Genomic DNA, 19,746 nt, shown 5'->3' with positions numbered 1-19,746 from the left:
ATGACCAGCCAAACAACACCCTATCGGGGATTCTGGTTGATTGCGCTGCTCAGCGTCCTGCTGGGCTTCGCGTCGATTTCCACCGACCTCTACCTGCCGGCCCTGCCCACCATGGGCGAAAGCCTTGGCGCCAGCCAAGGAACCCTGGAGCTGACCATCTCCGGCTACCTGCTTGGCTTCAGCTTCGGGCAGCTCGTCTGGGGACCGGTCAGCGACCGCTATGGCCGCAAGGGGCCGCTATTGGCCGGCATCGCCATTTTCATCATCGGCGCGGCAGGCTGCGCCCTGTCGACCGATGCCTGGCAGATGATCGGCTGGCGCGTCGTTCAGGCGGTCGGGGCCAGCGCCGCGGTCGTGCTGGGCCGGGCCATGGTGCGCGACCTGTTCGACCAGCGGGAAGCCGCCCGCACGCTCTCGACCCTCATGATGATCATGGGCATTGCGCCCATGATCGGACCGACCATCGGCGCCCAGATCCTGGCGGTTTCGTCTTGGCATTTCATCTTCTGGACGCTGGTGCTGATCGGCCTGCTGACGCTGGCCGGTGTCGGCCGCACGGCTGAATCCCTGCCCCTGGACCAGCGTGGCACCGGCGGCATTGGCCAGGCTTTCGCCAATTACGGCCAGCATTTCCGCAATTCCAGGCTCATGGCCTATGCCGGCACGCTGGGATGTTTTGCGGCGGGTGTATTCGCCTATGTGGCCGGCTCGTCCTTTGTTTTCATCGAGTTCTATTCGCTGTCCCCCAATATCTATGGGCTCGTCTTTGCCTCGGGCATTGTGGGCATCATGCTCGCCAATGCGGTCAATCGCCGGCTGGTCAATCGCTTCGGCAGCGAAAAACTGCTGCTGGCCGGTACATTTCTGGGCATGGGTGCCGGCGCGCTCTTGCTGGCCCAGGCCTGGACCGGCTGGGGCGGGCTGCCGGCCTTTGCCGGCGCCCTCTTCGTTTTCGTCACCATGAACGGCCTGATCGGCGCCAATGCCATCGCCGGCGGATTAGCCAGCGTCCGGCAAGGCGCCGGCTCAGCTGCCGCACTGCTGGGCTTTGCCCAATATGGCGGCGGCATGATCGGCTCGGCCCTGGTCGGAACCATGGCCAATGGCACGCCCATGCCCATGGCCGTGATCATCGCCGTCAGCACCTTGGCGGCAAGCTTCTGCTCGATGATCCTGCTGCGCGACAGCGCCGGCCAGCGCGACGCCATCGCCACGGCAGAATCGGGCTAAGGCCTAGCCGGCCAGATGCGGCGGAACCAGCGCTTCGACGCGATCACGCCGGGTGATGAGCGTCCAGACTTCCTCGGCAAGATCATCGGGATCGACCACCGGGAAGCTGGGGTCGAGCTTGGCGCCGCCCGAGGTGAGGGCACGCATCCCGGCGGAGCGGTCGATCATGGCCCCGATATTGAGCGTGCCGGCGAAGACGCCCTTGTCCTTGACCTCGTCATGCAGGCCGAAAATGTAATTGCGCGCCGCTGCCATCATTGGACCAACCCCGCTCAAGCCGGCCATCGGCACGACTGCCGACATGCCCCCGACAATGACGATGGCGCCATCGCCACGGGCAATCATGCCGGGCAGCAGCGCATGGCTCAGCTCGATGGGCGCAAAGGCGAAAAGATCGGCTAGCGGCTTGAGCGCCGCCGCATCCAGCTTCTGCGCCGGAATGAAGCCGACAGTGCTGGAGACCGGCGCAAAGACCGCAACATCGATCGGGCCGAGCCGATTTTCGATGGAGCGGACCAGCGGTCCGATAGCACCGTGATCGTTGAGGTCGGTGGGGAAAGCGGCCGCCTCGATGCCCGCCTTGGCAAGTTCGGCCACCCGTTCATCAAGGGTGGCGGCATTGCGGGCCACCAACGCGACCCTATATCCTTCGTGGCCGAAACGGGCGGCAAGTGAAGCTCCCAGCCCGGTGCCGGCGCCGAAGATCGCAATGGTTTTCTTGTCAGTCATGATCTGCTCCAAAGAGGCGGTATGATTTGCTGACTAGATATGTTTTGCTGACCACCGCGCCGCAAGAACGCATAAATTTAGGACCTGGTCACATGCCTCTGCCTACCCCGCCCGATCAGCCGGGCACCAATGCGGATTGCCGGAGGATCAGCCAGATGCTCGGCCATATGGGCGACAAATGGACGATCATGACGATCACCATGCTGGTCGATCAGCGACGGCGCTTCAACGAATTGCGCCGCCTGATCGGCGGCATCTCCCAGCAAATGCTGACCCGGACGCTCCGCGCCCTGGAAGCCGACGGCATTGTCAGCCGGACGGTGCATCCAACGGTGCCACCACAGGTGGAATATGGCCTGACCCCGCTGGGCCAATCGCTGGCAATCCCCCTGCTGGGTCTCACCGCCTGGGTTCTCGACAATATGCAGACGATCGAACAGCAGCGCGCGGCCTATCAGGACAAGACCCTGGCGCTGCAGGATTAGCTGCGCGAACGGCCGCTTCCTATTTCTGCGGGATGTCCTTGGGATCTTGCTGCGGCTCGGCGGCGAAAGCCAGACCCACTTCGTGTTCGCTGCGCCAGACGATACGGCATTGCTCGATCTGGTGCTGCTCGGGGATAAGGATATAGGCCGAATCCGGCAGCGTGCCGGTTGCCGCAATGGCCAGCTTCGCACCTGCCACCGAAATGTCCCTGATGACCCCGGCCTCCCGGGCGACCCCGTTCTCATGCACGAGGACCGTTTCCATGGCCGCGTTGCGCCTTGGCACTTTGCGGCGCTCGATCTTGGGTTTGGGTGTCATGAGCATCTGCCCCGGTAGGTGCTCTGTTCTACCGGCTCGAGGTCACCACGACGTTAGAGAACTCGCATCACTTTTAACTATTGCTGGCTCGAAATGCTTCGCCAACGCATGCACAACCCCTGCCCTATCAACACTTTTGCAAGCAGATCGAGTGCAGTCTTGGTATAGAACGGCGCTATATTCGATAAAATCGGCATCCATCAGGATAAAAATTGTATAGACCCAGGGTCTCCGTAGTTATTCCGGCCTATAACGCGGAATCCACGCTGCAGGACACTCTTGCCTCGGTGCGCGGGCAGACATTGTCCAATATCGAAATTATCGTGGTTGATGACGGCTCGCGCGACGGCACCCATGCCGTGGCGCAGCGCCTGGCCGCGGGCGACCACCGTATCCGGGTCATTTCCACCCCTAATGGCGGCGTGGCAGCAGCCCGCAATGTCGGAATCCAGGCCGCCGAAGCGCTCTATATCGCCCCTCTCGACGCCGACGATCTCTGGCATCCCGAAAAGCTGGACCGGCAATTGGCGGTGCTGGAGGCGCGGCCGGAGGTTTCCCTGGTCTATTGCAGCCGGCGCAATATCGACGAGGCTGGCTTCGTCATCAAGACCATAGCCCAGGCCACTTTGGCCGGCCGGGTCTGCCATCGCCTCACCGCCTTCAACGCCGTGGGCAATGGCAGTGCCATCATGTTCCGCCGCGCCGATGCCCTGCGGGCGGGCGGCTACGATCCCCGGCTCAAGGCGGCCGGCGCACAGGGCTGCGAGGACTTCCTGTTCCAGATCCGGCTGGCGACCATGGGCGAGGTCGCGGTGGATGGCGATTATCTGATGGGCTATCGCAAACGGGCCGATGCCATGTCCAATGACGACCGGACCATGTTGCGCTCCCGGCTGCTTGCCCTCGATATCGTGGCCCGGGAACTGCCCGAACTGGCGCGCACGGCGCGGGAGACCTACAAGAAACATCAATTCGTGCTGGGGCTCAAAACCCTGGCTACGGGCAAAATAGACGACGCGGCAACCTTGCTGGGCGATTGGGCAAAAGGCGCCAATCCGGGGTCGTTGCGAGATGGCCTGGGCTATCTCTTGCACCGCCGCGCCAGCCGTGACCCGGGCGTTACAAGCGGCCCCGGTCGCAGGCAATTCACCGAGTATCAGCCCGGCGAGGCCGCCGTGCTGGGCCTCGGCCCGCATCTGCGCCGCATATTGGCCGCGCTCGAACCGCGCGACAGGGCCTTCAGCTACGAGCGGAAGGCCCTTCAGGACACAACGGGATAACCGGCAAAACCCAGCCAACCCAAGGTGCGGCGCTGGGCCTCGGCAAAATCGACTATCGGGGCATAGCCCAATTCGCTGGCGGCCTTGTCATGGGGCAATTTCCAGGCACAGCGATGCAACAGGCTGCGTTCGAGGCTGGCAACGGGACGTCGCGGCCCGGACCCCGCTTGAGCTGGCCCCGCCATCAACTCGCGATATCCCGCCCGCAATGCCGCCTTGAGAGGCCGCGGCAGGCTCCTCACGACCCGCCGCAATGGGCGAACGCCCTGCAGGCGCGACACCAGGCCATGCCGCCGTTCCATGCCGGGCTCGGGCAGATCATCCAGCGACCGGCCCAGCGCCCCTGCCACCGGAGCCAGCAAGTCGGCCCAGCTATAGGTCTCCGCATCCCCCAGCAGATAGGCTTCCCCATCAGCGGCATCGGATTTGAGCGCCAATGTGATGGCGTGGACGAGATTGTCGACATAGATGCCGTTGCATATCCCCCTCCCCCCATCGACCAGATAGGCCTCGCCAGCCAGCAATTCATCGGCAAAGCCGCCAATCCAGGAGGAGCGCGGGCCATGGACAATGCCCGGGCGCAGAATGGCCACCTCCACCTTGCCCTCTTGCCGCAACTCGAGCAGCCGCCGTTCGGCCCGCACCTTGGCGTTGTTATAGGCGATGTTCTGGCGGTCGGAGAGCACGCTCAGCTCATCCGTACCCGCCGCCGGCGATTGCCCATGCACCGATGCGGAGCTGAGATAGACCAGGCGCTTTACCCCTGCCGCCTCGGCCGCCCGGTAGGCCGGCTCGATAGCCCCGATAATGGTGGCAGGGTCGCCGGCCATGGCATGGATCACGCCGCTGCATCCGGTAAAGGCAGCTTCGAGCGCGATCTGGTCGCAGCCATCGGCGACGCGGCCATCGAGAGCAAACCGGCTGGCCAAGGCCAGAGACTGCGCCTTGCGCACCACAGGCCTAACGTCATATTGCCCGCCAAGCGCCAGCATTTCCACGGCACGATTGCCGATAAACCCGCCCGCACCCAGAATGGCGATACGCCCCATCATGACGCAGTCCCTGCCAGCGTCCGGGCGCGGGCAGCTTCGTCCGGCGCGAGCCACGGCAGATGCATGGGCGTGCGCGCAGCATAGCAGGCGTCGATCATCGCAATGACCGGCAGCACCGCGCTGGCGCTGACCGCATTCGCACCGCCATCGAGCGCCGCTTCGATTTGCCGGGCAAAAGCGAGATGAAATTCATCGCCCGCGGGCGCCTCGGTCCGCACATGGGCAATGCCGCTGCCCGACAGGTAGAGGGTGAAATTCACCGGATCGTTGACCGGCCATTCGAGCCACCCCTTGGCCCCGGCAATGCGGTAGACATTGGGCTGGGCCCAGTCGCGGCTGAGACGGATACGGGCCTCGAAGCCGGGATAGTCCAGCCTCACGAGACAATTCGCCTCGACCCCGCCCAAGGCATCGTCTTCGTAGCTGAGACCGGCCGGCTGCCCCAACCACCAGGTCAGCAGATCCAGGCAATGCGTACCGATATCCTGCAACACGCCCCCACCCGAGGCGGCCTTGGTAAAATATCCCGGACCGGACACCGGCCAGGCAAAGGGACCGCCCTCAAAACAGCTGACCGCTGAGATGTCGCCCAATAGGCCCGACTGGATAATATCGGCAATGGCATTGGTCGCCGGAAACTGGCGGCGGATATGACCGGCCAATAGCCGCCGGTTGCTGCGCGCGGCTGCATCGATCATCTGTTGCGCCTGAGCACTGCCAACGGCGAGCGGCTTTTCGCAGAGCACATGCCTGCCCGCATTCAGGGCTGCGATAGCCTGATCGGCATGGACCATGGGCGGAGACGCCACGATCATCAGGTCGGCGGGCGCAGCCAGCAGATCGGCAAAGCTGGGCGATATTCTTGCCTCTTGCAGCAGGCCGGCAAAGGCGCGGGCTCGGTCCATATCCGGGTCAAAAGCCCTAACACCGCCAATCCGCCCCTGCTGCTGCAGCAATGCCAGCGCTGGCGCATAATAGAGCGTGCTGACCGCGCCACATCCGGCAATGGCGATATTGGCTGCATTCGCGGTCATGACCGGGCCCCTCCGGCAAGGCTGGCCAGCATGGTCCTTGTGGCCGCTCGAATTATGCCCGGCGAGGCCTCGAGGCGCAGGGCCTGCCAGAGCTGGGCGCGAGCAGCCTGCCTGTCACCCCGCCCCAGCATGCGCTGCGCCATTTCCAGCGCGGCACGGGCATAAGCATGTCTGGCGGCGGGCACCACGTCCCGCCCCATTGCCGGAGGCAGGTAACCGGCAAAGATGTCGATCGCCTTGCGGGTATAGGCCATGTCGTCGCCCGAGCGGATATGCCGCCCGGTATTGGAGTGGAGATGCATGCGATATTTCGCCAGCGGCCGGGGCTCGTACCAGACCCGGTAGCGCGCCGCGATCCGCACCCACATTTCCCAATCCTCACTGCAGACCAGGCGCCGGTCGAACCCGCCAAGCGCGACATAGGCAGAGCGGCGCACGGCAATGGACGGGGTCATGATGCGCTGCTCGCCAGCCAGAAGCGCGAGATGATCGGGCAAAGGGCCGGCGCGCTCCTCCAGCGCTTCGGTCGATCCGATATCGCTGCCATTCTCATCGACGAAACCCGACCGGCAAAAGGCCGCGCCAATATCGGGCGCCGCGCGAAAGCCATGCTCCAGTGCCTCGTAAAAGCCCGGCTCGACCAGATCGTCGCCATGCAGCAAATGCACCACCTCGCCACGAGCCCGCTGCAGGCAGATATGGAAATTGCCGATATGGCCAAGGTTGCGCGGCTGGCGGGTAAACTGCACCCGCCCCCTGCCAAGCTCGGCAACGATAACAGCCGGATCGTCCTTGTCCGAAGCATCATCGACAACTTCGATCTGCATCCTCTCCGGCCCCTGATCCTGCGCCAACACGGCGGCCAGCGTTTCACGCAGATAGGGGCCACAATTGAAGGTGGGGATCATCACCGACCAGAACGGCGCGACGGCCCCGGGAGGCAGGGGAGCCACCGCATCGCGGTGTCGCATATCGAGCAGCGCGGACTGGGTCATGGCGACACTCCCGCCCCGGCCAGCCGCAGCCCAAGCCGGCCAAGCTGGCCCCAGCGCACCGAATGTCCCACGCCACCGCCACGCAAGGCATAGGCAAAAGCCTGCCGCGCCAATCGCTTCTGCCCCTTATTGGCATAGTCTTCGGCCCAGTCGAAAAAGAGCCGCGAACAGCCGGCCCGGGCCAGGTCGTGATAGCGGCCATCGAGGCACCGATCCATCAGCGTCAGAAAGGCAAACGTACTGTCGAGCTTGGCTGTTTCCGACTGGGGGCTGAACATGCCGCCCACATGCAGCCGGTAAAGCGCGACCGGCTCGGGATCGAAGGCCAGAGCCCCCGAAATGGCGCAGAGGATGTAAAGCGGCCAATCGGTGCGCGGAAAGAAATCATGGTACCAGGCGGGGACATCGCCAAGAGCGGCCAGACGCATCATGCCACCGGCGGTCGCATAGGGATTGCCGTGCCAGATTTCGGCGAGATCGACGCGGCGTGCCTGCGTTTCCGGCGTCCAGAGCGTGTCCGTCAGCGCGGCGCCCCGGGCAATCCGCGCATTGAAGAAATGCGCCGCACAATCGGGATTGGCCAACAGGAAATCGGCCTGTCGCTGCAGCTTGTCCGGGGCCGTCCAGCAATCGTCGCCATCGAGCAGCGCAACGAACTGCCCCTTTGCGGCCCGCAGACCCCGCGCCACCGTTTCATTGCTGCGCAAATTGGTTTCCGACAGCAGCAATCGGATACGATCGGGGAAGCGCCGGGCATAGTCCTCGACAATGTCGCGGGTACCATCGGTCGAGGCATCCTCGCTGATCACGATCTCGACGTCAAAATCCGTTCGCTGCGCCAAGGCGCTGTCGATGGCCGCAGCGATGAAACCAGCGTGATTATAGGTGACGATAAGAGCGGTCACGAGCGTCATCCGCGCCACCGCCGGATCGTGCGCTCAAGCCGGTGCGCGACACGTTTGCTGCGCAGATAGACCAGATCGGCACTGCGCTGCAGGCTCGGCGCGGCATAGGGCGCCCGGGCCAGCCGCAGCGCATGCTGAAGAGCCGGCTCGGCGCGCAGATATCGCGCCATCCAATCCAGAAACGCCACCCGAGCGCCGTGTTCGCCATTCTGCTGATATTGGCCCGACCGCGTCGCCGCCGCCGAAACGGAATGCTCGTGCTGACGGTAGCGTGCAAGGCACTGGCCATGGATGAAGACGGGGTAGCGCAGGAACAGCTTGGTCCACAGCGTCTGGTCTTCATAAAGGCTGAACTGCTCCTCGAACCCGCCGACTTCGGCTATGGCCGAGCGGCGGATCAGCACCGCGCAGGTGCAGGGCACATGCCAGTCGAGCGACAGGATGACCTTCGATACCAGAACCGGCGGCGCATAAAGACGGTTGGCCTGCCGCTGCATCGGCTCGACCCAGCGCCAGGGCCGGGCGCCGTCGCGCCACCATAGCGTGGGGCCAAACACCATGGCCGCCTCGGGATGGGCCTCGAGCAAAGCCAGCTCGGTTTCGAGCTTTTGCGGCTCATAAAGATCGTCGGCATCGAGAAAGGCGACGAATTCGCCCTTTGCCAATGCCAGGCCGGCATTGCGCGCAGCGGCGGCGCCGTGTCTCGCATTGGCGGGCATGGAAACGGCGCGGATACGTCTGTCACCGCTGGCCGCCGCAGCCGCGATATCGGGACTGGCATCGGCCGAGCCATCATCGATCAGGATAAGCTCCCAGTCGGCATAGGTCTGGGCAAGTACGCTGGCCAGCGTTTCCTGCAGAAACCGTTCCGCATTGAGAACCGGCGTGATGATGGAAACCCGGGGCATCTAGCGGGTCCTCAACCATGCGGGACGCCGGGGCCTGGCAATAGCCCAGCATTCCCGCGCCACAAGACGCGCCGTCTGCATCAGAACGCCCAATTGCCAGGGCGCGCGGCGCACAACATAGCCCGCCAGCCACATTAGGAACGCAAGGCGCGCCCTGCCATCGCCGCCTCTGCCCGCCGATTTGGCCGAAAAGCTCTCCTTGTGCTGGCGATACTGCGCCCAATTGCGCGAGGACACATAGGCCGGCGCCTCCAGCAAGGCCTTGGCAAAGAAGACCTGATCTTCGAACATGCCGCGAAACCGGTTCTCGAACCCACCCAATTCGCGGAGAAAAGCGCTGCGCATCAAGGCATTGCACGTGGTCGGCGTCTGGCTCTTGTTCTCGAGCAGCAGGGTCAGCAGCTGCGGCGCGGCGATGAGCCGATCCGGGGTCGTGCCCAGATCGTAGAAGAAGTCATCGCCGACATTCCCGGTTTGCCAGGAATGCCAGATCAGGGTGCGCCCATAGATCATCTGGGCATCGGGATGGCGGTCGAGCAAGTCGACCTGTTCGGCCAGCTTGCCCGACAGCCAGATATCGTCGCAATCGAGAAACCCGATCAGGGGCGCGCGGGCCTCCGCTATGCCAAGATTGCGCGTGGCGCTCATGCCATGATTGCCCCCGTCGGGATGAGCGATGGCCCTGATATGTTCGGGATGGCGGGCGGCATAGTCGCGCGCGATCTCCCTGCTCCGATCGACCGAGCCGTCATCGGCGATAATCAGCTCCCAATCGGGGAAAGTCTGCGACAGCACGCTGTCGATCGCCTCGCCCAGATAGCGATCCCCGTTATAGACGATGATGATGGCGCTGACCCGGGGCGGGCGTGACATATCAGCCATAGCCGGCAACCAACTGTTCGAAGCGGGTGGCATCCAGATTGCCGATGGCGAGGCGCGGCAGTGCAAGGAGATCGGCACGGCGCCTTATGGCATCGGGCACGGTCGTACAGGCAAAACCAACGCCGCCTGTCCGGGCCGCCGCCAGGGTGTGCCGATCGTAATCGCCGAAGGGAAAGGCAAGCCCCTTGGGCTCGATGCCCAGCACGTCCACGATCCAGCGGCGGCTGCGACCGATCTCGTCGGCCTGTTCGGCTGCCGGCAGCAGCGGCAAGGAGGGGTGGCTCATGGTATGTGCGCCCAGATCGACAAAACCCGGCTGCGCAAAGCTGCGCAACTGCGCTTCGTTCATGCAGCGATCGCCTTCCGGCGCATCGGCGGCAACGCCTGCCCAAGCCACCAGCTGGGCAAGCTGCCCGGCGCGCTCTTTGGTTCCCAGCCGCTTGAGCAGGGCCCAGACCTCATCATGCACGGCACGACGATTGTCGCTCCGCACCTCCCATTCGCCAGACCCGAGCGCCAGCCGACCCGGCAGGTCCGGTGTGGCCAGAAATATGCGGGTCAGCGTGTCCCACCAGAAGCCACCGGCGGCCCCCACAAAGCCAGGCGGCAGGAAAACCGTGGCCGGGCAGGTGTGACGCTCCAGCAGGGGCCGGGCATTGCTCAGGAGATCGACATAGCCGTCATCAAAACTAATGGCGACGGCATGCGGAGCGGGCTTCCCCTGCTCTATGCGCCCGGCCAGCCAGGCGAGCGGCACGACATCGCGCCGGGTGCGCAGCACATCGAGATGGCCGGCAAAACGCGATGGCGATACCGCCAATTCCCAGGGGTCGTGCTGGAGATCGGCAATGCGATGATACATCAGGATCAGCGGCCGCTCGGTGCCCAGCATGCGCCGGGCCATCCGCGCCACGGCCCCCAATGTCCGCCGCGCCCTCACAGCGCCTTCCGCGCGCTGGCAGCGACAATCACCGGGCAGAGCGGATCATCGACATCGAGGTCCTGCGGGCGCACTTCGTGCTCGGCCAGACCATAGAGAAAGGCCGAGGCGGCAAGCGCATTGCCATAGGCATCGATAGCGATGTCGCCGGTCTCAAACCGCGTTTCGAGCAGCTTGCGCAGCCCAGCCGGCGATATCGCCCAATACCAGGTCTCGCCCCACTCGCCTTTGTCGATGGGACTAATCCAAGGCACGGTGATCAATACCGAACCCCCAGGTTTCAGCGCCTTCCAGATCGTCGCAATGGCGGCGGGCATGTCGAAAATCAGGTGCAGGGTCTGGGTGAGCACCATGCAGTCAAACGTGTCGTCGGGCAGGTTGTGCACCCCGGACATATCCCCGACATAAGTCACCCCCGGCTGGCCGGCATAGCGATGAAAGGCCTCCGCCGAAACCACCTGCTCGCCACCAAATTGCTGCGTATAGGCCGTATCCCCGATTTCGAGGACATGGCCGCGGATCAGCCCGGCATGGCGGGCCAGGAAGTCCTCGACATAGCGCCGGTCGAGCGGCTTGCCCCGGTCATAACCGAATTCGGTGCTGATCCGCTCTGGGCCATTTCCCAACGCCGAACGCACCCCCCAAAAGCGGCGGCCAGCACCCGCGCCGCGTCCGAACCGGCGCTTGGCGAGTCGCCCGAAATCGCCCCCGATAAGACGGCCAGCAGCGCCGGGATGGGGCAGCATGAAGGATGCTGTCTGCGACAGCGACTGGCCGATCTGCCGGCGCGACCTTATGGCGGCCTTGAGACGCCCCAACTGGGCACCACCATAATACTCGAACCAGCAGCGCAACCCGCGCTGGCGGGCCGCCTTCCAGAGCGGATTAGTGCTCGCTCGGGCTTTCTGCTTGTCCAGAACCAGGCGGACCGCATTGTTCATGCGGGCAAGATCGGACGACATGTTGCTGCCATGCTGGCGATACTCAGCCAGCACTTCGGGTCCACAGCTGACGCCATGGTCCTGCGCGAGGCGCAGATAGACATCATAATCTTCGCAAGCCGGCAGCGTCGTATCGAACCCGCCAATGGCAATGAGCCTGTCGCGCCGGTAGAGCACTGTGCCATGCATGCCGATGCAGTTCTGCGTCAAAAGCGTCAGATAAGGGTCCCGGCCGATCGGCCGCAAAGCGCAATCCTTGCGCCAATCGGGTTCAGTGCCGAAAAGCCGGTAGGCGCCATAAACAAAACCGCAATCGGGATTAGCCTTCATGCGCCGGACCAGAGTCTCGAGCGCGACATCGGTAAGGCGGTCATCGGCATCGAGAAACAGCACATACTCGCCCCGCGCCGCCTTGAGCCCGGTATTGCGCGCGGCAGAGAGCCCCTGATTGTGCTGCTGAATGATCTCGACACCGGCATACCTGGCAGTAACGCTTTCGGGGTGATCGCTGGAGCCGTCGTCGACGACGATAATCTCGTCGGCAGGCACGATTTGCCCAGCAATACTGGCCAGCGCCTCACCCAGGTAATGGGCGTGATTATAGGTGGTCACGACCACCGAAACCGTCCCGCCACCCAGTCTGTCCATCCCGTCCCTCACGCGCAGAACGCCCTTCACCAATTCTTCCGGCTCTTCTTTTTGCGCAAAATTCCGGATGAGTATTCATATTATTTAGTCTGCTTCGATCTCATAAATACTTCAATTCAAAGAACCGATATAAGTAAATTTCCAAGATCGGCATGACGCGCTCAATCAAGCGCCTCGCTGGTCCAGTCGAGGCGTGGCCGCACGGCCCCCTCCCACTTGCCGTACCAGCCGAACCGTCCCTCGGGATTGTCGAGAATGTCGAAGGTGAGCAGATCGGGTATGGACAACAGCACCTCGCCCCGGTCCCGCAATTCCAGGGTAACCCGATAGGTGCCGTCATTCATGAGATCGCCCGGCACCACGCAGCGCTCGCGCCGCCGGCCCGCCGCCGCCGGCTTTGCTTCCTCGATGGGACCGGCATTGAACACCACGACACCCTCTTCATTGGTGACCAGCAGGCTGGCATTGAGGTATGCGCCCTCGCGCCGATTGTCGTAGTCAAAGCTCAGCGCAAAACTCTGCCGCACATCGATGGGCGCACCGGGCTCGGCGCCGACGGCCTCGACACGCGCGCTGCGCAGCCGGATGGCGTCATTGCCGGGCGCTTCGGCCGCGTCGGGCCAGTCTCGGGCAATCCCGCCACTGGCATGGTCCGTCCCGGCATAGCGCGCAATGACGCCCGCAGTCGGCCCATCAGCGGCGATCATGCCGCGGTCCAGCCACAAGGCACGCCGGCAAATGGCCTGGATGGCAATCAGACTATGGCTGATGAAGATCACTGTGCGTCCGTCATGGGCGATCGCATCCATGCGGGTGAGGCATTTCTGCTGAAACTTGTAGTCCCCGACGGCAAGCACCTCATCGACGAGCAGGATATCGGTATCGAGATGGGCGGCCACCGCGAAAGCCAACCGCATATACATGCCGCTCGAATAGCGTTTGACCGGCGTGTCGATAAAGGCTTCGACGCCCGAGAAATCGACGATCTCGTCAAAGCGCCGCCGTACATCGGCTCGCGCCATGCCCAATATGGCGCCGCTGAGATAGACATTATCGCGCCCGCTAAGCTCGGGATGAAAGCCGGTGCCAACCTCCAGCAAGGAGCCAACCCGGCCCCGATAGGCCACCGAACCACGCGTCGGTGGGGTTATACGGGACAAGATCTTGAGCAGCGTGCTCTTGCCCGCCCCGTTCTCCCCGACAAGGCCAACGACTTCCCCCGGCGCAATCTCGAAGGAAACACCCTTGAGCGCCCAGAATTCCGGCGCGGCACTACTCTCGTCCTTGCGGCGGCCCGGCAATATCCTGGACGCACTGGCGCCGATCAGCTCCGCCATGGTCGAGGCACCGGCATTCTGACCCAGTCGATAGCGCTTGGCGATGTCTTTGGCCTGGATTGCCGGCAGCATGGCGCTTTCCCTAGATCAGATCGGCAAAGCCGCGTTCGAGCCGCATGAAAACCACTACGCCGCAGGCCAGCAGCACCAGCGCGGTCACCGCCGACACCCCGACGAGCGGCCAGGGGTCGGTGGCTGACCCCAGCAGCGCCCAGCGAAAGCCTTCGACCACCCCGGCCATCGGATTGAGCCCCAATAGCGGCCGCAAGCCTTCGGGCACCAGGCTCGCCGGATAGACGACAGGCGTGGCGAAAAGCCCGAGCTGTAGCAGCAGCGGAACCAGATGCCGCACATCGCGGTAGCGCACATTGAGCGCCGCCAGGATTGCCCCCAGGCCAAGGGCCGTCGCGAGCGCAATGGCGATGAGCGGCACCAAAAGCGGCAGCCGCACACTAGGCATGATGCCGGCAATGGCCAAAACCGGCACGAGGAATGCAAGCGCAATGGTCAGGTCGAGCAGCGGCGAGACGATGGCCGAGAGCGGCAGGGAAAGGCGCGGAAAATAGACCTTCTCGATCAGCGAAGAATTGTTGATGGCGCTGTTTGCCGCATTGGTGAGCGCCTGGGAGAAATAGTTCCACGCCGTCAGCGCGCAGATGCTGAAGGCCCAATAGGGCTGGCCATCGGAAGCCACCTTGACCAGCGTACCGAAAATCAGGGTGAAGACCACCATGGTAAAAAATGGCGGCACCAAAGCCCAGGCCGCGCCGAAAAACGTCTGCCGGTAACGCACCTTGATATCGCGCCACACCAAAAAGGCCACGAGATCGCGATTGGCCCAGACTTCGTCGAGATAGGCTGAGATCGAGCCCTGATCGGGTGAGATCACCCTTACCGGCCGGTCGGGCTGCTCTGACATCAAGGCTCCAATCCCTGTTGGCCGTGGCCACCCCGCAGCAATCAAGCCGGGATCAACATTTCCTTGCGGAACCATTCCACGCTCAGCATCACACCTTCCTCATAGGGAATGGCGCATTGCCAGCCGGGCAATATCTGGTTGCACAAGGTCAGGTCGGGACGCCGGTTGGTCGGGTCCTGCACCACCGGCGGCAGGAAGGTGATCGGAGATTTGGGGAAATGGCTCTGGATGAACTCGGCCACTTCCAGCACCGAAATTTCCCGGTCATTGCCGATATTGACCGGACCGGGATACTCGGTGCCCTCCAGCCAAAAATACCGCTCTAGCGCCGCCACGATATCGTCGATATGGCCCCAGCTGCGGGTCTGGGCGCCATCGCCGAAAATGGTGATCGGCTTGCCCTGCAGCGCCTGGGTGATGAAATTGGAAACGGCCCGGCCGTCATCGGGCCGGGTGCGCGGCCCATAGACATTGAACAGGCGCACCACCTTGACCCGCGTGCCACGTACGCGATGCGCCTCGAACAGCATGGCCTCGACGCATCTCTTGCTCTCGTCATAGGACGAGCGGGGCCCGGTGCAATCCACCGAACCGCGATAGGTTTCCGGCTGCGGGGTGATCACCGGATCGCCATAGACCTCGGAAGTCGACGTATAGCCGATTACCCCACCTGGCTTGAGCAGGCCGAGCAGATTGAGCGCGCCGACGACATTGGCCGAAATGGTTCGCAGGGGTTGGGCCATATACCATGGCGGGGATGCCGGCGAAGCCAGGTGGTAGATCTCGTCGAACTTGGTCTCCGACGAAAAAGTCTCCACATCGGACTGCACGAATTCTACGCGCGGATCGGCAACAGCGGCCAGATTCTCGATCCGGCCGGTCCACAGATTATCGACGACGACCAGACGGGTGACATCGGGGCGACGACATATTCTATCTGCCAGATGAGAACCGATAAAACCGCAGCCACCAGCAAGCAGTACTTGCGTCATGTTGCATCCCCCAACCAAACTGCGCCGGCCGCCCGCAGTCCATCTTTAGTTTTATCCGATCAATAACTTGCCCGCAACTTACCTTCCTGTGTTTACCTTAATTGCCGGGGGCAGTACTGCTCCACCCCCGACAACAATATTTGATCAGCCGGGTAATCGACGCAGCGCAATTAGATAGTCCACGCGATGGAACGGATCGGGACCTGACCGGAGCCTGGTGCGGACTGTCCCGCTGATCGGTGCATAATGGTCGAACACGCATTCCATGGCGCCAGCCCCGCCAGTAAGCCCCGGCAATTGCTGCTGCATGCCATGCACCATGGCCGCCGCGATCGTGCCTTCCAGCCGCGCCATGCTCTCGTCGATGGCCGTATCCGTCACCACCGCCCCGGCCTGGGCCAGCGCGGTCACCATGGCACCCACCATGGACGCGGGCAGATCGAGATAAAACCGGCTGACCGGCTCGCAGACCACGGTCTTTGCTTCCGCCAAAGCGGCCGCCAGCACCAGCGGCGTCAATTGCCGGAAGTCGGCCGCGGTGGTCATCGGAGCCTTCTGGCCCGCCTTGGTCACGGTCACATGGCAATCGATGACCTGCCAGCCGGAGACCCCCTGCCTGAGCACCTCATGCACCGTTTCCTCGATGGCGCGATAAAACCCAGTCGGCATCAGGCCCAGGCTGACATCAAGGACAAAACTATTGCCCGTTCCCGCCGGTCGCGGCTCGACGCGCAGGCCGACCGTGGCGACGAAAGGATTGCCGCCCCTGAACACTTCATCGAGCCCTTCGCCCATGCCCAGGACCCGTTCGACGCAGATCACCGTGCTTTCGAGGAACACCACCTCGAGCCCGAAATCCAGCGCCAGCGTGGATTGGATAACTTCCTTCTGCACCTCGCCATAGAGCGAAACGAAGATCTCGCCGGCCTCCTCGTCATGCCGCAGGTTGATCAGCGGATCCTGCTCGGCCAATTGGCTGAGCGCTGTCCAGAGCGCGGCATTGTCCGCCTTGTGGCACGGCAATACCCGGGCCTCCAGCGTCGGTGGCGCGAAATGCACCCGCTCGTCATGCCCGGCCCCCGCCCCGACCAGATCGCCGATAACGGCATCGCCCAGCCCGCTGATCCGTCCGATCTGGCCGGCCTTGAGCGTGGTTGCCGGCATGAGCTTGCCGGCCTCGAAGACTTTTATGCCGGTAATCCGGGCTTCTCCCTGGGGCAGGTCGAGCATGTGACGCAGCGCGATCGTGCCCGAGGTCAGCGCCAGATAGGCCTGTTTCTCGCCGCCCCAGCCGCGTTCGATCTTGAAGATGCGGCCAGCAACGGGACCGTCGGGATCGGCCTCCTGCGCCGGCAGCAGGGTCTCGATGGCCTCCATGAGGGTGGAGAGACCCACCCCGGTGGCGGCCGAGCCGGCAAAGGCGGGATGCAGTAATCCCCGCCCGACCTGCCCGGCCAGCGCCTGGTGCATCCGCTGGACAGTCAGCCGCTCGGGCGCCAGGAGATAGTCTTCGAGCAGCGCTTCGTCATTCTCGGCCAGGGCCTCGCGCAGGAGAGCGCGGAACGGGTCATCCGCCGGATCGAGCGCGGCGACCATTGCCGACTTGCTGCCGGCCTCGGTGACGCTGGACATGGCCAGCGGACGGACCGGCAATTGCTCGCGCAAGGCTTTGATCGTATTGGCATAATTCGCGCCAAGGCGGTCGACCTTGTTGAGGAAAAAGACGAAGGGTACGCCCAGCCTTTGCAGGGCTCGCACCAGCACGCGCGTTTGCGCCTGCACGCCTTCGACGGCCGAAACCACGACCACCGCGGCATCGAGCACACCCAGCGTCCGCTCGACTTCGGCGATGAAATCGGGGTGGCCGGGGGTATCGATGAGATTGACGTTTGCGCCGCCAATGGCAAAGGACACCACGGCGGACCGGATGGTTATCCCCCGCTGCCGCTCGAGCTCAAGCGTGTCGGTTTGGGTATTGCCGGCATCGACGCTGCCGAGTTTGGGAATGACGCCAGCGGCAAAAAGCAGCCGTTCAGTCAGGCTGGTCTTGCCAGCATCCACATGGGCCAGAATGCCCAGATTCAAAGTGCGCATGAACCTTCAACTTCTCAGAATTCCACATTTGGTTTCGGTGAGAAGTGACTCGGGGCATGGGTTCCTCTATGCGCAATGAGGGAAGAAATGTGCACAGACTGTTAGCATCGGCGTGCCCAACAAGGCTACAGCAAGCCCCATTTGGTCGCAAGGATGCAGACTGGCGAATTCAGGCCGGCATGACCCAGACGCTATTGGTGCGCGGATTGCGCGTCAGCGTTGCTTCGACCCGGAAGACGCGGGCGAGGTTGTCGGTGGTCAATACCTCTTCGGGCGTGCCCAGCGCTTCCATCTCGCCGTGATGGAGCAGGCAGAGCCGGTCGCAGAACATGGCGGCGAGGTTGAGATCGTGCAAAGCGGCGATCACGGTGATGCCCAGGCTCTGCACGAAGCGCAGCAATTGCAGCTGGTGATGGATATCGAGATGGTTGGTGGGTTCGTCCAGCACCAGGACGGCGGGTTGCTGCACCAGTGCCCGGGCGACCAGGACCCGCTGGCGCTCGCCGCCCGAAAGGGTGCGGAACAGCCGCCCGTGCAAGGGCACCAATTGCAGCAATTCGAGCGCCGCCTCGATCAGCGCCCGATCATGCGCGCTATCGCCTTCGAGCAGTTTTTTGTGGGCCGAACGGCCCATGGCGACGACGTCGCGCACGGTGAGGGGGAAATCGGCCGGCATGTCCTGCAGCACCGCGCCGACATGACGGGCGGCCCAGCTTGCCGATTGCTGCCAGACATTCCTGCCATTGACCAGCACCGTGCCCGAACTGGGCCGATTGGTGCGGTAGATGGTGCGCAGCAGGGAGGATTTGCCGGCGCCATTGGGACCGAGCAGGCCGATCATCTCGCCCGGCGCGACATCCAGCGAGATATCGCGCACAAGGAGGCGCTCTCCCACGGCGAAACTGACATTGCTCAGGTGCAGGCTGCCGGGCTCGATGCTCATGCCGGGCGCTCCCCGGTTTTGGCATCGCGGCGCAACAGCCAGATGAAGAAGGGACCGCCGACCAGGGCGGTGACGATGCCGACCGGCAATTCGAGCGGCGAGATCAGCGTGCGGGCGACGAGATCGGCGCCGACGGTAAAGCTGGCACCGACCAGCGCCACGGCTGGCAAGGCCCGGCGATGGTCGGCCCCGACCAGGAACCGCACGATATGAGGCACGATCAGCCCGACAAAGCCGATGACGCCCGAGACCGCCACCATGACCCCGGTCAGCGCCGCGGTGAGCACGAACATGACCTGGCGGAAGCGGTTGATATTGAGCCCCAAAGCCGCCGCGCTTTCATCGCCCGCCATCAACAGATTGAGCCGCCGCGCCTGGACCAGCATCAGCCCCAGGCCGATGACCAGTGCCGCAATGGGCAGGGGCAAGAGCTTCCACTGCGCCGACCCGAACCCACCCAGCGTCCAGAACAGCACCCGCGCCGCCAATTGCGGATCGGGCGAGGTGAGGACCAAAAGACTGGTGAGCGCACTCAAGACCGAACTCATGGCGATGCCGGCCAGCACCAGCCGCGTCGGGGTCATCTGCCCACCGCTGCGCGCCACCCAGAAGACGATGATGAGCGTCGCCAGCGCCCCGGCAAAGGCCGAAAAATAAAGGGTGAAGGCGCCAAGGCTGATGAGGCCCCAGCGCATGACGATCACCGCCCCGGTGGCCGCGCCCGAGGACACGCCCAGAATGCTGGGACCGGCCAGGGGATTGCGGACAATGGCCTGGATGGTCATGCCGGTTGCCGCCAGGGTCGCCCCCACCACGGCGGCGAGGATCACGCGCGGCACCCGTGTTTCGATGATGATGGTTTCATAGACGCCGCGCCAGGTGGCGGGAACAATCTCGGTGCCCGCCACGGCATTGACGATGACGCCGAGCGCGGTCTGAGCCGGCACCTGGACCGAACCAAGCATCAAGCCGGCCAGCATAAGCACGAGCAACAGACATGCCAGCAGCACCATGGCAAGGCCATAGGACAGCAGCGAGCGCCGCTCCTCCGGGACAGAGGGAGCGGGCACGACCGCGCCCTCATGCTCGGCCCGGGTGGAGCGCAGCACGCCC

At 63.8% G+C, this 19,746-nt stretch carries 19 protein-coding genes; 3 read left to right on the top strand and 16 right to left on the bottom strand.

The genetic code is table 11. From position 1 onward, the window contains the following. A complete protein-coding gene (locus QQL79_RS00390) occupies nucleotides 1-1,230 on the top strand; it encodes a multidrug effflux MFS transporter (RefSeq protein WP_284386849.1) in 1,230 nt (409 codons plus the stop codon). A gap of 3 nt (nucleotides 1,231-1,233) precedes the next feature. On the opposite strand, the gene QQL79_RS00385 is transcribed toward QQL79_RS00390, so the two are convergent. Then, entirely contained in the window at nucleotides 1,234-1,959 is a 726-nt protein-coding gene (locus QQL79_RS00385) for an SDR family NAD(P)-dependent oxidoreductase (protein ID WP_284386847.1), read from the bottom strand. Between the two features lie 92 nt (nucleotides 1,960-2,051). On the opposite strand from QQL79_RS00385, the gene QQL79_RS00380 reads away from it, so the two are divergent. Then, nucleotides 2,052-2,444, top strand: a complete 393-nt coding sequence (locus QQL79_RS00380; RefSeq protein ID WP_284386845.1) for a winged helix-turn-helix transcriptional regulator — start codon at nucleotides 2,052-2,054, stop codon at nucleotides 2,442-2,444. A 19-nt stretch (nucleotides 2,445-2,463) separates the two neighbouring features. On the opposite strand, the gene QQL79_RS00375 is transcribed toward QQL79_RS00380, so the two are convergent. Next, nucleotides 2,464-2,763 carry a PilZ domain-containing protein gene (locus QQL79_RS00375; protein ID WP_284386843.1) on the bottom strand — a complete coding sequence of 100 codons (300 nt, stop codon included), beginning with the start codon at nucleotides 2,761-2,763 and terminating at the stop codon, nucleotides 2,464-2,466. 212 nt (nucleotides 2,764-2,975) lie between these two features. Between QQL79_RS00375 and QQL79_RS00370 the strand changes: the two genes are divergently transcribed. Further along, nucleotides 2,976-4,043: a glycosyltransferase family 2 protein gene (locus QQL79_RS00370; protein ID WP_284386841.1), complete on the top strand. Its 1,068-nt coding sequence runs from the start codon at nucleotides 2,976-2,978 to the stop codon at nucleotides 4,041-4,043. Here QQL79_RS00370 and QQL79_RS00365 read toward each other — a convergent pair. From QQL79_RS00365 to QQL79_RS00300, 14 genes are all read right to left on the bottom strand, one after another. Further along, nucleotides 4,025-5,095 (bottom strand): NAD-dependent epimerase/dehydratase family protein, encoded by a 1,071-nt coding sequence (locus QQL79_RS00365; protein ID WP_284386839.1) that lies wholly within the window; start codon nucleotides 5,093-5,095, stop codon nucleotides 4,025-4,027. The genes QQL79_RS00370 and QQL79_RS00365 overlap by 19 nt on opposite strands. Beyond that, nucleotides 5,092-6,129: a Gfo/Idh/MocA family protein gene (locus QQL79_RS00360; protein ID WP_284386837.1), complete on the bottom strand. Its 1,038-nt coding sequence runs from the start codon at nucleotides 6,127-6,129 to the stop codon at nucleotides 5,092-5,094. Before QQL79_RS00360 ends, QQL79_RS00365 begins: the two co-directional genes overlap by 4 nt. Further along, nucleotides 6,126-7,124, bottom strand: a complete 999-nt coding sequence (locus tag QQL79_RS00355; protein ID WP_284386835.1) for a glycosyltransferase family 2 protein — start codon at nucleotides 7,122-7,124, stop codon at nucleotides 6,126-6,128. Before QQL79_RS00355 ends, QQL79_RS00360 begins: the two co-directional genes overlap by 4 nt. Next, entirely contained in the window at nucleotides 7,121-8,029 is a 909-nt protein-coding gene (locus QQL79_RS00350) for a glycosyltransferase (protein WP_284386833.1), read from the bottom strand. The genes QQL79_RS00355 and QQL79_RS00350 overlap by 4 nt, the downstream gene beginning before the upstream one ends. A gap of 5 nt (nucleotides 8,030-8,034) precedes the next feature. Then, the gene (locus QQL79_RS00345) at nucleotides 8,035-8,937 is read right to left on the bottom strand and encodes a glycosyltransferase (RefSeq protein WP_284386831.1); all 903 of its coding nucleotides are present in this window, start codon (nucleotides 8,935-8,937) and stop codon (nucleotides 8,035-8,037) included. Beyond that, nucleotides 8,938-9,819: a glycosyltransferase family 2 protein gene (locus tag QQL79_RS00340; RefSeq protein WP_284386829.1), complete on the bottom strand. Its 882-nt coding sequence runs from the start codon at nucleotides 9,817-9,819 to the stop codon at nucleotides 8,938-8,940. Continuing rightward, complete coding sequence (locus QQL79_RS00335) at nucleotides 9,812-10,723, bottom strand: polysaccharide deacetylase family protein (protein ID WP_284392774.1); 912 nt, start codon at nucleotides 10,721-10,723, stop codon at nucleotides 9,812-9,814. The genes QQL79_RS00340 and QQL79_RS00335 overlap by 8 nt, the downstream gene beginning before the upstream one ends. A 32-nt stretch (nucleotides 10,724-10,755) precedes the next feature. Next, entirely contained in the window at nucleotides 10,756-12,348 is a 1,593-nt protein-coding gene (locus QQL79_RS00330) for a glycosyltransferase (RefSeq protein ID WP_284386827.1), read from the bottom strand. 161 nt (nucleotides 12,349-12,509) lie between these two features. Further along, on the bottom strand, nucleotides 12,510-13,757 hold the full coding sequence (locus tag QQL79_RS00325) for an ABC transporter ATP-binding protein (protein ID WP_284386825.1): 1,248 nt from the start codon (nucleotides 13,755-13,757) through the stop codon (nucleotides 12,510-12,512). A 10-nt stretch (nucleotides 13,758-13,767) separates the two neighbouring features. Beyond that, nucleotides 13,768-14,604, bottom strand: coding sequence for an ABC transporter permease (locus tag QQL79_RS00320; RefSeq protein ID WP_284386823.1), 837 nt, complete (start codon nucleotides 14,602-14,604; stop codon nucleotides 13,768-13,770). 41 nt (nucleotides 14,605-14,645) lie between these two features. Further along, nucleotides 14,646-15,596 carry an NAD-dependent epimerase/dehydratase family protein gene (locus QQL79_RS00315; protein ID WP_284386822.1) on the bottom strand — a complete coding sequence of 317 codons (951 nt, stop codon included), beginning with the start codon at nucleotides 15,594-15,596 and terminating at the stop codon, nucleotides 14,646-14,648. Nucleotides 15,597-15,740: 144 nt separating this feature from the next. Next, a complete protein-coding gene (locus tag QQL79_RS00310; RefSeq protein ID WP_284386820.1) occupies nucleotides 15,741-17,690 on the bottom strand; it encodes an elongation factor G in 1,950 nt (649 codons plus the stop codon). A gap of 169 nt (nucleotides 17,691-17,859) precedes the next feature. Next, entirely contained in the window at nucleotides 17,860-18,633 is a 774-nt protein-coding gene (locus QQL79_RS00305) for an ABC transporter ATP-binding protein (protein WP_284386818.1), read from the bottom strand. Next, entirely contained in the window at nucleotides 18,630-19,742 is a 1,113-nt protein-coding gene (locus QQL79_RS00300) for a FecCD family ABC transporter permease (RefSeq protein ID WP_284386816.1), read from the bottom strand. The genes QQL79_RS00305 and QQL79_RS00300 overlap by 4 nt, the downstream gene beginning before the upstream one ends. Nucleotides 19,743-19,746: the final 4 nt, after the last annotated feature.

This window comes from Devosia yakushimensis, from assembly GCF_030159855.1.
GTDB classification, from domain to species: Bacteria; Pseudomonadota; Alphaproteobacteria; order Rhizobiales; family Devosiaceae; genus Devosia; species Devosia yakushimensis.
The sequence above is the reverse complement of the archived record's forward strand: the minus strand, read 5'-3'. Positions and strand labels throughout refer to the sequence as shown.

Coding starts and splice junctions, on each gene's coding strand:
- QQL79_RS00330 (WP_284386827.1), bottom strand. CDS start 12,348: ATGGACAGACTGGGTGGCGGGACGGTTTCGGTGGTCGTGACCACCTAT.
- QQL79_RS00360 (WP_284386837.1), bottom strand. CDS start 6,129: ATGACCGCGAATGCAGCCAATATCGCCATTGCCGGATGTGGCGCGGTC.
- QQL79_RS00315 (WP_284386822.1), bottom strand. CDS start 15,596: ATGACGCAAGTACTGCTTGCTGGTGGCTGCGGTTTTATCGGTTCTCAT.
- QQL79_RS00345 (WP_284386831.1), bottom strand. CDS start 8,937: ATGCCCCGGGTTTCCATCATCACGCCGGTTCTCAATGCGGAACGGTTT.
- QQL79_RS00365 (WP_284386839.1), bottom strand. CDS start 5,095: ATGATGGGGCGTATCGCCATTCTGGGTGCGGGCGGGTTTATCGGCAAT.
- QQL79_RS00375 (WP_284386843.1), bottom strand. CDS start 2,763: ATGACACCCAAACCCAAGATCGAGCGCCGCAAAGTGCCAAGGCGCAAC.
- QQL79_RS00325 (WP_284386825.1), bottom strand. CDS start 13,757: ATGCTGCCGGCAATCCAGGCCAAAGACATCGCCAAGCGCTATCGACTG.
- QQL79_RS00335 (WP_284392774.1), bottom strand. CDS start 10,723: ATGGCCCGGCGCATGCTGGGCACCGAGCGGCCGCTGATCCTGATGTAT.
- QQL79_RS00320 (WP_284386823.1), bottom strand. CDS start 14,604: ATGTCAGAGCAGCCCGACCGGCCGGTAAGGGTGATCTCACCCGATCAG.
- QQL79_RS00355 (WP_284386835.1), bottom strand. CDS start 7,124: ATGACCCAGTCCGCGCTGCTCGATATGCGACACCGCGATGCGGTGGCT.
- QQL79_RS00310 (WP_284386820.1), bottom strand. CDS start 17,690: ATGCGCACTTTGAATCTGGGCATTCTGGCCCATGTGGATGCTGGCAAG.
- QQL79_RS00385 (WP_284386847.1), bottom strand. CDS start 1,959: ATGACTGACAAGAAAACCATTGCGATCTTCGGCGCCGGCACCGGGCTG.
- QQL79_RS00340 (WP_284386829.1), bottom strand. CDS start 9,819: ATGGCTGATATGTCACGCCCGCCCCGGGTCAGCGCCATCATCATCGTC.
- QQL79_RS00380 (WP_284386845.1), top strand. CDS start 2,052: ATGCCTCTGCCTACCCCGCCCGATCAGCCGGGCACCAATGCGGATTGC.
- QQL79_RS00305 (WP_284386818.1), bottom strand. CDS start 18,633: ATGAGCATCGAGCCCGGCAGCCTGCACCTGAGCAATGTCAGTTTCGCC.
- QQL79_RS00390 (WP_284386849.1), top strand. CDS start 1: ATGACCAGCCAAACAACACCCTATCGGGGATTCTGGTTGATTGCGCTG.